Source organism: Pseudocolwellia antarctica (assembly GCF_049933045.1).
Taxonomy (GTDB): Bacteria; Pseudomonadota; Gammaproteobacteria; order Enterobacterales; family Alteromonadaceae; genus Pseudocolwellia.
The window spans coordinates 1,778,936-1,792,185 of record NZ_CP187926.1 but is presented as its reverse complement, the minus strand read 5'-3'; the positions used below and the strand labels follow the sequence as shown (position 1 = coordinate 1,792,185).

Sequence of the window (13,250 nt, the reverse complement as noted above, 5' to 3'; positions counted from 1 at the left end):
CGATAACGATGACAAACGCTAGGGATATTAAACAACAGCTGAGCGATGACGATTTTAACTTTGTTTGTGATTATGTTTATCAAAAATCAGGCATTGTATTAAGCGATAGCAAAAGGGAAATGGTGTACCGCCGTTTTACTCGTATTATTCGAGATCGACACTTAACGTCATTTTCTGATTATTGTGAGTTATTGAAGTCTGATCCTGAAGGAGAAGAACGTTATTTTATTAATGCCGTTACTACAAACCTTACTAGCTTCTTTCGTGAAGAACATCATTTTGATTATTTAGCTCAGCACGAGCTTCCTCATTTAATTAAAAAGGGTTCAAAACGGATACGTATTTGGTGTAGTGCAAGCTCTACAGGTGAAGAGCCTTACAGCATAGCAATGACAGTAAAGGAGTCTTTCAAAACCTTATTGAACACATGGGACGTTAAAATATTAGCAACCGATATAGACAGCAATGTGCTCAACACAGGCAAGCAAGGTATTTACGAGTATAAAGGTATTGAAGATATGCCTGAACACCTTGTAAAAAAATACTTCTCTAGAGGAATGGGTGTTAACAGTACAAAAGTAAAAACGACATCAGATATACAAAACCTTATTACATTTAAAGAACTTAACCTAATGAATGACTGGCCAATGAAAGGGCCATTTGATGTGATTTTCTGTCGAAATGTACTGATTTATTTTGATAAAAAAACTCAACTTGAACTCTTTGAAAGGTTCCATAAATTATTAGCTCCCAATGGACTCTTGATACTTGGGCACAGTGAAAACCTCGGGGCTTTTCAACAATACTTTAAAAGTGTCGGTCGTACCATTTTTAGAAAGCTAGATTAGAAAGCCATATTAATGAGTTCAGTAAGAGTATGCGTGATGAATCTTTATAAAAAAAGTAATGTCCAAGTAGATGAATGCATAAAAAGATGCTTGCCTGAGTTTAAGCATATTAATCATTACTGGGATAAAGACAGAGAAATTGTTGTAGCTAAAATATTACCTGGTGAGTTTTACATTACACAAGAAAATGTCGGTATAGCGACCACTTTAGGTTCGTGTGTTTCAGCCTGTATTTGGGATAATCGTACAGGCATCGGTGGCATGAATCATTTTATGCTGCCACTGACTACACAAGAGGCACACAAGGTGGACTGGGGACAAAGAGGTTTAACTTCTGACGCAACGCGTTACGGTAATTTCGCTATGGAACACTTAATTAATCTTATTTTAAAAAATGGTGGTAGGCGTTTTAACTTACGAGCAAAAGTGTTTGGTGGCGGTAAAGTTTTAAAAGGAATGTCGGATGTTGGAGAGCGGAATATTGAATTTGTTTTATCGTATCTCGCCACAGAAAACATTGTTATTGAAAGCTCAAACTTAGGTGACGTTCATCCACGTAAAGTGATGTTTTTTCCTGAAACGGGTCGTGCATTTGTTAAAACAATAGAAAATATACATAACGATACAATCGTAAGTCGTGAAACAGAATACCGAAGTAGTTTAGACAAAAATGATGTTTCTGGTGATGTGGAATTATTTTAATTCAATAATAAGGAGTGTGATTTGAATAAAGTTAAAGTGCTTATTGTTGATGACTCATCAGTGATCCGTAGCATTATAAAAGAAGTGCTCAGTAACGAAGCCGATATCGAAGTCGTCGGTGAAGCTAAAGACCCATATGTGGCACGAGACCTAATCAAAAAGTTAAACCCAGATGTACTGACTTTAGACGTTGAAATGCCGAAAATGGACGGGATCACCTTTTTAGCAAATTTAATGCGTTTAAGACCAATGCCTGTACTTATGCTTTCTACCTTAACCACTAAAGGTGCCGAAGTTACCCTTAAAGCCTTAGAACTAGGCGCAATAGACTTTATTGCTAAGCCAAGTTTTCAAGAGTTACTTTCAACAAAAGATAGCTTTCAAGAAGTACTTATAACCAAAATTAAACAAGCAGCAAATATAAATCATAAAACTAGACTATCCTCTAAGGTATCAGGTGAACAATTAGCTTTTTCTGGTTGTGCTCGTAGAAATTATTTAGTTGCAATTGGTGCTTCTACAGGTGGCACTGAAGCCATTAAAGATGTGTTAACAAGGTTGCCAGAAAATGGTCCGCCAATAGTCATAACACTGCATATACCAAAGGTTTTTAGCACTCAATTTGCCGCTAGGATGAATAAGAATTGTAATATGAATGTACAAGAAGCAAAGCACGGACAAAAGATTAAAGAAGGTAATGTTTATATAGCTCCTGGTGATATGCATTTAAAAGTTGAAAGTAAGATGGGTAACCTTTTTTGTGTTTTAGATGATTCTGAAGAAGTTAACAGGCATAAACCTGCAGTGGATGTTCTCTTTAATTCATTAATTCCTATAGCTGAAAATACCCAAGCTATTTTATTAACTGGCATGGGGCAGGATGGCGCTAAAGGATTACTTAACCTTAAAGATAATAAAGCCATGACGACTATCCAAACAGAAGCAACCAGCTTGGTTTGGGGAATGCCAGGAGCTGCTTTTAAGCTAAACGCACACGTTAAACAAACACATTTATCAGACATAGCGTCTGAGTTACTAAGTTATGCATTACTGGATAAAGCTGAAATGAAGGAATTTAAGAATGAAAACTAAATCCATGACGATTTTATTAATAGGATTTATTATCTCAATTTTTCAGCTAGCTTATATGTTTTATGCGGGATTCGATGTTATCAGTTTTATATTAGCGGCTACGTTATCGTTGGGCTTAGCTTACTTAATGTTTATAACAAAGGCTGCGTCAGCTGAAGAAGATGAGGAATTATTAGATTCTAAATCTGTCCATAGCGATAACAATGAATTGATTCAATCAACATTCGAACAAATAAGCCAATTGGTTTCACAACAAGTCTTAGTAATAGATAATGAATTAGATCGTACTAATATTCTCGTGAGAGAAGCGGCAGCCGGGCTATCACAAAGTTTTAAATATTTACAAAGTTTAAGTATTGAACAACAACAAATGATGAGTCGAGTCATTGGTAATCACCAAAATATTGGGGATGAAAAATGCACCACATTAGAAGATTTTGTTAATGACTCAAGTAGAACGTTAGAAGAGTTTGTAAACGTAATTATTACTACGAGCAAACAAAGCTTACAGGCTATGTCGTTTACTGAAGATATGTCTAAACAACTTGATGGTATTTTTAATTTATTATCCGAAGTTGAAAACTTAGCAAGCCAAACCAACTTACTCGCACTTAATGCTGCTATTGAAGCTGCAAGAGCTGGCGAAGCAGGAAGAGGCTTTGCTGTTGTCGCATCAGAAGTCAGATCTTTATCCGTAAACTCGACAAATTTAAATAATGATATTCGAAAAGAAATATCTAAAGCACAAATTATAATAGGAAACCTTCGAGACTCTGTAGAAGTTATGGCTTCTGCTGATATGACATCAACTTTAGAATCTAAAGAAAATGTTAGCAATATGGTGGTTAATGTCGGTAGAATTAATAAAGAAAGTAGTGAGATAATTGATTGTCTGGCAGCGTTAACTCCTCAAATAGACAACACAGTAATAACAGGAGTAAGATCATTACAATTTGAAGACCTTACCAATCAAACACTCACCTCTGTTAAGTATAATTTGGGTAACTTAACGTCACTAAGTCATAAATTATCAGCAATTAACCTATCAGATGAAAATATTACTAATACCTTGCAAGACATTCTGTTAAATTGCAGGGATGTGTTTGATAAAACTAATAAAGTTAATAATGAACGTTCAGTGTCACAATCATCTATGGATGAAGGCGACATTGATCTATTTTAAAGAAATTTGTAAATATTAAGGAAAAAAGATGGCTATAAAAGTTAATTTGTCAAAAGAAGATAATCAGTTACTGATTAGGATAGAGGAGCGTTTTGACTTTTCATTACATCAAGCCTTTAGAGACGCTTACATTAATGTAAAAACGAGTAATACAGAATTTGTATTAGATTTATCATCTACTTCATATATGGATAGCTCTGCATTAGGCATGATCTTACTACTAAAAGACCATGCTGAAGTACTTTCAGGGAAGGTCACTATAAGAAAACCAAGTGATACCGTGAACAAAATACTAGAGATCGCTCAATTTCATCGGTTATTAAAAATAGAGTATTAAATATGCCAAACGTTTCGACTATTCAAGAAACAAGAGTAGCGCTAGTTGTTGATGACTCTAAAATGCAATGCCGTGTACTACAGGTGTTTTTAGAAGAGGAAGGTTATCGTGTAATAACAGCTAATGATGGTGCCGAAGCTGTAGATATGTATATCCGTCATAAACCAGATCTGGTGTTGATGGATATTAACATGCCTGTAATGAATGGTTATGAAGCAACTCTAAAGATTAAAAGCTTATCTAGTGATGCTTTATGTCCTTTAATATTTATCACTAGTGATGACACCGAAAAAGCATTTATTGAGAGTGTGAAAGTGGGGGGCGATGGTATTCTTGTTCGACCATTTTCACCTGAAGTATTTAAAGCAAAAATACAATCTATTCAACGTATTATTAATTTATACGGCAAAGTAAAAGCACTACAACAAGAGCAGCAAAAAGATGCTGAGTTAGCTGAGCAATTAATGTCTGGTGTTATTGAAGCGAGAAACTTCGCGCTTGATAAAATTGGTATTGTAAAAAAACCAGCGGCCTTATTTAGTGGTGACATTCAGCTAACCGCATTATGCCCAAATGGTAACTTAAATGTTATGTTGGGCGATTTTACTGGTCATGGGCTACGTTCTTCTATCGGTGCAATCCCTTTAGCTGAAACCTTTAGAGCAATGACACGTAAAGGCTTTTCTTTAATCGATATTATCAGCCAAATTAACAAACAACTATATGATTTATTGCCAACGGATTTATTTTTAGGTGCGGTTTTTGTTACTGTTTCAGAGCATGATAAATCAGCTTATATATTTAATGGTGGCCTGCCTGATGCCTATATATTGTCTGGAGCGGGTGAAATAAAATTTAAAGTTTCGTCATCTCATCCACCTATGGGTGTATTACCTAATTTATTACCTGATACAAGCTTAACTATTTTTCCTGTTAATGGAACTGACCGAATTGCTTTGATCAGTGATGGCATTATTGAAGCTCGAAATATTGAAGGTGAAATGTTTGAATTTGATCGTTTCGAACGTTCTTTAATTAAGGGTGTACAAGAAAATAGCGTTAGCAAAACTGTTTTAAAAGATGTCATGGAGTTTTGCCAAGACATGCCACAAGAAGACGATATATCACTGATTGATATACCTTGTTCAAATTGGAATGAAACCAAGAATGTTAAAGATTCAGGAGAACTGATTCTAGACGAAAAAACCGTACCAGAAGAAGCGCTAACTGAATCGTTAAGTGCTTGGGATTGGCAATTAAAATTATCAGGTTCAAGACTCGGTAAAATAAATCCAATACCTATGGCACTTAATCAAATTACCGAGATAGAAGGGCAGTCTGAGCATTGGCAGAATTTATTTACTATACTAACTGAGTTATTTGTTAACTCTTTAGATCATGGTGTATTAGGTTTAAATTCAGACTTAAAAAGTTCTGCAGAAGGTTTCGTCTTATATTTTCATGAACGAGAGTCGCGTTTATCTAAATTAACCGATGGTTTTGTCGATATTAAATTAAGTTTTCACCCTCTGCCAAACGGTGGTCGAATCAAAATTGTTGTAAAAGACAGTGGCAAGGGATTTGATGTTGAACAATACAGAGATCAACTAAAAACACGAGATACTAGAAATCAATTAAGTGGGCGTGGTATCTATTTGTTAGAGCAGCTTTGTGAAACCTTAGTTTATAAAAATAATGGAACACTAGTAGAAGTAACTTACGCTTGGTAATTAATATTTAAGCGTAATGTACTTGTTTAAATTTTTTGGGAATATGAGTGAATACAGAAAGTAACTATAAAATTTTAGCAATAGATGACGCTAAAGACTCATTAATGCTTTTAGACTTTGATCTTTCTGAAGAAGGCTATCAGGTGATAACCGCTGAATCAGCTAAAGCGGCATTTATGTTACTCGACCATAACAATATTAATCTGATTTTATTGAACATGTATATGCCAGGTATCTCAGGTTTAGAAATGCTCAATCAATTAAAATCAAACCCTGAATATAAACATATCCCTACTATCATGTTGTCATCTTCAGATGATGAAGATCAAATAGTATCAGCACTTGATTTCGGTGCTGATGATTATGTGACTAAACCGTATATCTCCAAAGTATTATTAGCCCGCATAAAAACCTCTTTACGTTTATTTGAAAAAACTAAAGCATTAGAATCACTCGCCAATACCGACTTCTTAACGGGCTTATCAAACAAAGGTGCGTTTGAATCTCAAGCGACAAATATTGTAGGACAGGCGAGCCGAGAAGGTAAAAACGTTATTATTGGTATGCTTGATATTGATCTCTTTAAAAACGTTAATGATACTTATGGTCATGAAGCGGGTGATAAAGTATTAGTTGAGTTTTCGCAGATATTAGATGAATGTTTCAGAGGCTACGATGCCTTAGGTCGGGTAGGTGGTGAAGAGTTTTCAGTGTCTATGTCGAACATTTCTTTAGATGATGCCTTTAGTGCATTTGAAAGATTTAGGAATATTATCGAAAAACATACTATATTTATTAAATGCGACAATAATCAAGACATACCCATTACAATAACAGTCAGTATTGGTATCGCTGAAAATAATGGATCTCATTTAGTTTTTGAAGATATATTACGAGAAGCCGATAAGTATTTGTATGTAGCAAAAGAAGAAGGTCGAAATTGTATTAAAATGGAAGGAAACATGGAAAAGAATACATCTGGAACCATGTTATCAAATAGCGAAATACCTACAAATGTAGCTAATGATATTATAAAAACTAATCATAGTGAGGACGAGCTATTGAATGTTCAAAGCACAGAAAACCATCAATCCCCATTTCCTGGTATTGATTACGATATTGGTGTTGGAAATGTATTAGGGGATGAAGACTTATTCAAAGAGATCATATTGATGTTTTATGAAGATCATGCAAAAGATGCGGATAATATTCAAAAAACATTACTCGAATCAGATCAAGATACTTGTAAGCGTTTAGTTCACACTTTAAAAGGTGTTTCTTGCTCTATTGGTGCTATGACACTTTTTGAAAAAATAAAGCTGCTAGATATAGCGATAAACGAATCTAATAAAGGTCAATATCAGCTATTGTTTGATGCGTTTAAACCTGAATTTGTGAAAGTGGTAAGCGGGATTGAAACTGTTCTAGCGGATGAAATTTAATTCAATGAGTAATTAATCTGAGCTTAGCTTCTCAGATTAACTAACAAACCTTAAAGTAAGGTGATATCTATATCACCTTTAGGTTTACAACAGCAGGGTAATATCTCACCTTCACCGACATAAGCTAAAGGTTCACCTTTAAAATAATCTATTTCGCCACTGTTTAACGTTATACGGCAGGCACCACAATATCCATCTCTACAATGATAATGAATTTCATGATTTTCGCCTTCTAAACATTCTAAAAGCGTTTGTTCACTATTCGTATATTGAACAGTCGAACCTTCAACAGATATTTTTATGGGCTTATCATCAGAGCAGGAGAGAGATTGACTAGCATTAGCATCTTTCATTCTTTTATTACCTATAAATCAGCATGCTAATGCTATGTTTGATATGAATAAACTATAAATCGAAATCATCAAAGTCATCAGAAGAAACCGATGAATCGACTTGACCAACAAGGTAGCTTGAAATTTCAGTTTCTTGTGGTGCTACTTGAACATTATCACTTGATAAATAAGAGTTAATCCAAGGTAATGGGTTAGTTTTAATAGCAAAAGGAGCATCTAAACCGATAGCAGTCATTCTTTGGTTACTAATATATTCAATGTACTGCTTTAAAATTTCAGCATTAACACCGATCATTGAACCGTCTTTAAATAAGTATTCAGCCCATTCTTTTTCTTGTTCTACAACATCTAAGAATATTTGACGACCTTCTTCTTTTAACGTTGCGCAAATCTCTTTCATTTCAGGATCGTCTTGCCCATTACTCCATAAATTAAGAATGGTTTGCGTTCCTGTTAAATGTAATGCTTCATCACGTGCAATTAATTTGATAATTTTAGCATTACCTTCAAGTAACTCTCGTTCAGCAAAAGCAAATGAACAAGCAAAACTTACATAAAAACGAATAGCTTCTAACGCGTTAACTGAACATATAGCAAGGTATAAACGTTCTTTAAGTTTACGTGTAGATACTTCAATACTGTTACCGTTTACTTCGTAAGTACCTTCACCTTGAGATTGTAGTAATTGCGTTGTTAGTATTACATCATCAAAATATTTCGCGATGCTGGCGGCTCTATTTAATATGGCAGGGTTAACTACAATATCGTCAAATACTTCACCAGGATCTGTAAATAGATTTCTTAAAATATGAGTATATGAACGTGAGTGAATAGTTTCACTAAACGCCCAAGTTTCAACCCAAGTTTCAAGTTCAGGGATTGATACCAAAGGAAGTAAAACTGCGTTTACAGAGCGCGCAGCAATACTATCAAGTAATGTTTGATACTTTAGATTAGAAATGAATATATGCTTTTCTGAATCTGTTAGGCCTTGCCAATCAGCACGATCTTTAGAAACATCAATTTCTTCAGGACGCCAAAAGAAACTTAATTGCTTTTCGATCAATCGTTCAAAATTTATGAACTTTTGTTGATCGTAACGGCTAATGTTTACACTTTGCCCGAAAAACATTGGCTCTAATAAAGCATTGTGAGCCGATTGATTAAAAGTTGTATACGTCATTTATTTTCCCTGAAAATATCAAACATCAATTTGATATAAATATATTACGAGTAAAGCTTGTTATAATTTTCTTACTGACAAGTGCTTATTAAATCTTACACGCGCCGCCTTCACAGTCTTCGCTTTCAATTTCTACTTGGCTATCGGCTGCACCATCTCTTGTATTGTGGTAATACATTGTTTTAACACCTAATTTATAAGCTGTTAAAATATCTTTCAATACTTGCTTGATTGGTACTTTTCCACCTTCAAAACGTGATGGATCATAATTTGTGTTTGCAGAAATCGTTTGGTCGATAAACTTCTGCATTATGCCAACTAGCTCTAAGTAACCTTGGTTACTTGGAATATTCCATAGTAATTCGTAGTTATCTTTTAATCGTGCGTATTCAGGTACAACTTGTTTTAAAACACCATCTTTACTGGCTTTAATACTGATAAGCCCACGTGGTGGTTCAATACCATTTGTTGCATTTGATATTTGAGACGATGTTTCTGAAGGCATTAGCGCTGAAACCGTTGAGTTTCTAACACCAAATTCTACGATATCCTTACGTAAAGCTTCCCAGTCTAAATGCAATGCTTCATTAACAACGTTATCGATTTCTTTTTTATAAGTATCTATCGGTAAGATACCTTTTGATAAGCGAGTTTCATTGAATTTAGGACAAGCACCTACTTCTTTAGCTAAGTTGTTACTTGCTTTTAGTAAGTAGTATTGAATAGCTTCAAAAGTTTTATGCGTTAAGTTATTTGCACTGCCGTTAGAGTAATACAAACCATTTTTAGCTAGGTAGTAAGCATAGTTAATTACGCCTATGCCTAATGTACGTCTACCAACGGTTGCATTTTTAGCTGCTGGCATAGGGTAGTCTTGGTAGTCTAATAAACTATCTAAAGCACGTACCGCTAAATCAGCTAAGCCGTCTAGTTCGTCTAAGCTTTCAATCGCACCTAAGTTAAATGCAGAAAGGGTACAAAGGGCTATTTCGCCATTTGGATCATTAATGTCATTCATTGGTTGCGTTGGTAAAGCAATCTCTAAACAAAGGTTACTTTGTCTAATAGGTGCTTGCTTAGGATCAAATGGGCTGTGAGTATTACAGTGATCAACATTTTGTAAATAAATACGACCTGTACTCGCTCTTTCTTGAGCAAATAAAGTAAATAATTCAATTGCCTTTATGCACTTTTTACGAATAGTTGGATCAGCTTCGTATTTAGTATAAAGGGCTTCAAACTCGTCTTGGTCTTCAAAAAACGCATCATATAAACCAGGTACATCGCTTGGGCTAAATAAAGTGATTGATTCACCTTTAATTAAGCGTTGGTACATTACTTTATTGAACTGCACACCATAATCTAAATGGCGTACACGGTTTTCTTCAACACCACGGTTATTTTTTAATACTAATAAGCTTTCAACTTCTAAATGCCATAGCGGGTAAAATAATGTTGCTGCACCACCACGTACACCACCTTGAGAACAACTTTTAACCGCTGTTTGAAAGTGTTTGAAAAATGGAATACAACCTGTATGAAAAGCTTCACCATTTCTTATCGAACTACCTAATGCACGAATTCTACCTGCGTTAATACCAATACCAGCACGTTGCGATACGTATTTAACAATAGAGCTTGAAGCAGCGTTAATTGAGTCTAAGCTATCGCCACACTCAATAAGTACACATGATGAGAACTGACGTGTAGGTGTTCTTACACCCGACATAATAGGTGTAGGTAATGATATTTTGAAAAGAGAAATCGCGTTATAAAAGCCTTCAACGTACTTTAAGCGTGTTTCTTTTGGATATTTTGCAAATAAACAAGCAGCAACTAGTACATATAAGAACTGTGCACTCTCATAAATTTCACCTGTTACACGGTTTTGAACAAGGTATTTACCTTCTAACTGTTTAACAGCAGCATAACTAAAGTTTAGGTCACGACGGTGATCTAAAAATTGTTCCATTGCTTCAAATTCATCTTTTGTATAATCAGCGATTAAGTGCTGATCATATTTTCCTGATGCCACAAGAGAAATAACATGCTCGTAAAGTTTAGGTGGTTCAAACTTACCGTAGGCTTTCTTTCTTAAGTGAAAAATAGCTAAACGAGCAGATAAAAATTGATAATCAGGTGTTTCTTCAGAAATTAAATCAGCTGCTGATTTAATTATGGTTTCATGAATATCTTCTGTTTTTATTCCATCGTAAAATTGAATGTGTGACTTCAACTCAACTTGAGATACAGAAACGTTATCAAGACCTGCTGCTGCCCAGTCGATAACTTTATGGATTTTTTCTAAATCAATGGGCTCTTTTTCGCCATTGCGCTTGGTAACAAAAAGATTGTTATTCATGAAAGACCTGTTAGTAATTTATAGTTCCGTATGTTCAGTTTTGAACATTTACAATTATTATTTAACCGCTAGTTCGAATGTGTAATAAATACACTACATCTTGGGGTTTTATAAAAACAGATCACAAGATAGTGAGGTTTGACGTCTAATGCAAGTGTTAAAATTATGTGTATTTAGGTACTTTCTAGGGTATGAAAACTCGTGTTAGTAACAACTAACTTAGTAAGGCTTTTTATTTTTGATTTATAAAGAACGCAATGCTTTTTTTAAATTTAATTACGTTCATTATTTATTTTGAAAAAATGTTTTGTTTGCTTGTATTTTCAACAACCCGTTATGTTTACCAGCAGGTCAAATTTTTACCAAATATTTCATAATTTGAACACTTGATTATTTTATCGTCGCCAGTATATCCAGTGGGTTTAGCGTGATTACGTCCGCTTGCCAGTTTTTGCATTCTTCTTTGTCTAAAATGTATCCCCATTCTGCAATAATTGTATGCATATTTGCTCTGTTTCCTGACTCTATATCTCGCGGAGCATCGCCTACATAAATACAATCTGTTGGGGCACAATTTATTTTTTCAGCGGCAAATAATACAGGAGCAGGGTGTGGTTTACGCTCAGGTAAGGTATCGCCACCAATTAACGTTTTACATTGCTTAAATTGTGGGAATTGAGGGACTAAGATTTGAGCTAAATATTCGGGCTTATTGGTTACTATGCCCCAAGGGATATTCAAATCATTTAGTGAAGACAGTAAATCTTCAATACCTGGGTAGAGACATGTATGAACGGCGATGTTTTCTTCATAATAATTGAGAAAGGATACTCTTAGCTCTTCAAAATCAAATTCGCTAAGGCGATCACCAAAGCCTAACTCTAATAAACCTTTAGAACCATCAGAAGCTATAGGGCGATAAGTTTCTCTATCAACCGCTTTAAGACCTTTAGATATTAAAACATGATTTAATGCTTCACCTAAGTCATTAGCGGTGTCTAATAAAGTGCCATCTAGATCAAACAATACGCCTTTATGCTTATTCATAGGTTACCTAGCTTACTTTTTGAAAACATAAAATGTAATTAACATCGAGATTAGATGTTAACTTATGATTTTCTGTAATTGGATTGTAATGAATGCCAGCGGTATCAATACACTTTAAGTTATTATCTTCAGCCCATGCGATTAATGTAGAAGGGCGAATAAATGATTTGTGCTCATGTGTACCATCAGGAACTATCTTAAGCACTTTTTCAGCTGCTACTATAGCCATTAGGTAAGACATAATTGATTTGTTTAATGTTGAAAAGAAAACAAAACCGTTTGGTTTAACCATATTTGCACATGCAGCGATAATTGATGCGGGATCTGGAACGTGCTCTAACATTTCCATACAGGTTACAACATCGAACGTTTCAGGGCATTCTACAGCTTTTTCTTCAGCGGTGATTTTTTGATAATCAACTTTAATATTCGATTCTAATGAATGTAGCTTTGCAATATTGAGAGGTTCTTCTCCCATATCAATGCCAGTAACGTTAGCGCCCAACTTAGCTAAACTTTCACTAAGAATACCGCCACCACAACCTACATCGATTATGTTTTTATCAAAAATATTTTCAATATGCTGAATAATAAACTGAAGACGAAGAGGGTTGATTTGGTGAAGTGGTTTAAAGTCACCTGTTAAATCCCACCATTGGCTGGCTACTTTTTCAAACTTCTCTATTTCATCAAAATTTACATTAACACTATTAGACATTTTATAAGGCTCTAGCTAAATATTTTCATTAACCTGATTCTAAATCAAAAAGGTAATCAAACCTAGTTCATTACCTTATTTTATTGTGTCGTTTGGTTTTTTTCTGCTTATATATAGTATTCATTAAATACGGTTGTGTGAAATATAAACAAGGCTATTTTACCTTGTAATATTGTTTAAATATCCAACATTTTTAGATAGTGCCTTTTATTTTAAAAAACATTGAGTTATGACTATTTGTTTGTTTCTCTAA

Annotated in this window: 12 protein-coding genes; 7 read left to right on the top strand and 5 right to left on the bottom strand. The window is 34.6% G+C overall.

The window, feature by feature from the left end; genetic code table 11:
* Window positions 1-8 precede the first annotated feature (8 nt).
* From ACPUVN_RS07835 to ACPUVN_RS07805, 7 genes are read left to right on the top strand one after another with little or no spacing between them, the layout of a single operon-like run.
* Window positions 9-848, top strand: a complete 840-nt coding sequence (locus tag ACPUVN_RS07835) for a CheR family methyltransferase (protein ID WP_426357148.1) — start codon at window positions 9-11, stop codon at window positions 846-848.
* Window positions 849-884: 36 nt separating this feature from the next.
* The gene (gene cheD / locus ACPUVN_RS07830; RefSeq protein WP_426357149.1) at window positions 885-1,550 is read left to right on the top strand and encodes a chemoreceptor glutamine deamidase CheD; all 666 of its coding nucleotides are present in this window, start codon (window positions 885-887) and stop codon (window positions 1,548-1,550) included.
* 21 nt (window positions 1,551-1,571) lie between these two features.
* Window positions 1,572-2,642, top strand: coding sequence for a protein-glutamate methylesterase/protein-glutamine glutaminase (locus ACPUVN_RS07825; protein WP_426357150.1), 1,071 nt, complete (start codon window positions 1,572-1,574; stop codon window positions 2,640-2,642).
* Window positions 2,632-3,825, top strand: coding sequence for a methyl-accepting chemotaxis protein (locus tag ACPUVN_RS07820; protein ID WP_426370386.1), 1,194 nt, complete (start codon window positions 2,632-2,634; stop codon window positions 3,823-3,825). The genes ACPUVN_RS07825 and ACPUVN_RS07820 overlap by 11 nt, the downstream gene beginning before the upstream one ends.
* 28 nt (window positions 3,826-3,853) lie before the next feature.
* Window positions 3,854-4,162, top strand: a complete 309-nt coding sequence (locus ACPUVN_RS07815; protein WP_426357152.1) for an STAS domain-containing protein — start codon at window positions 3,854-3,856, stop codon at window positions 4,160-4,162.
* 2 nt (window positions 4,163-4,164) lie between these two features.
* On the top strand, window positions 4,165-5,892 hold the full coding sequence (locus ACPUVN_RS07810; protein WP_426357153.1) for an ATP-binding SpoIIE family protein phosphatase: 1,728 nt from the start codon (window positions 4,165-4,167) through the stop codon (window positions 5,890-5,892).
* Between the two features lie 47 nt (window positions 5,893-5,939).
* Window positions 5,940-7,334 (top strand): diguanylate cyclase, encoded by a 1,395-nt coding sequence (locus tag ACPUVN_RS07805; RefSeq protein WP_426370385.1) that lies wholly within the window; start codon window positions 5,940-5,942, stop codon window positions 7,332-7,334.
* 50 nt (window positions 7,335-7,384) lie between these two features.
* On the opposite strand, the gene yfaE is transcribed toward ACPUVN_RS07805, so the two are convergent.
* The 5 genes from yfaE to ubiG all read right to left on the bottom strand — a co-directional run bounded on the left by yfaE (window position 7,385) and on the right by ubiG (window position 12,997).
* Window positions 7,385-7,687 (bottom strand): class I ribonucleotide reductase maintenance protein YfaE, encoded by a 303-nt coding sequence (gene yfaE / locus ACPUVN_RS07800; RefSeq protein WP_426357155.1) that lies wholly within the window; start codon window positions 7,685-7,687, stop codon window positions 7,385-7,387.
* Window positions 7,688-7,739: 52 nt separating this feature from the next.
* On the bottom strand, window positions 7,740-8,870 hold the full coding sequence (gene nrdB, locus ACPUVN_RS07795; protein ID WP_426357156.1) for a class Ia ribonucleoside-diphosphate reductase subunit beta: 1,131 nt from the start codon (window positions 8,868-8,870) through the stop codon (window positions 7,740-7,742).
* Window positions 8,871-8,958: 88 nt separating this feature from the next.
* Window positions 8,959-11,232 carry a class 1a ribonucleoside-diphosphate reductase subunit alpha gene (nrdA, locus tag ACPUVN_RS07790; protein ID WP_426370384.1) on the bottom strand — a complete coding sequence of 758 codons (2,274 nt, stop codon included), beginning with the start codon at window positions 11,230-11,232 and terminating at the stop codon, window positions 8,959-8,961.
* Window positions 11,233-11,622: 390 nt separating this feature from the next.
* Entirely contained in the window at window positions 11,623-12,279 is a 657-nt protein-coding gene (locus ACPUVN_RS07785; RefSeq protein ID WP_426357157.1) for an HAD-IA family hydrolase, read from the bottom strand.
* A gap of 7 nt (window positions 12,280-12,286) precedes the next feature.
* Complete coding sequence (ubiG, locus tag ACPUVN_RS07780) at window positions 12,287-12,997, bottom strand: bifunctional 2-polyprenyl-6-hydroxyphenol methylase/3-demethylubiquinol 3-O-methyltransferase UbiG (RefSeq protein ID WP_426370382.1); 711 nt, start codon at window positions 12,995-12,997, stop codon at window positions 12,287-12,289.
* Window positions 12,998-13,250: the final 253 nt, after the last annotated feature.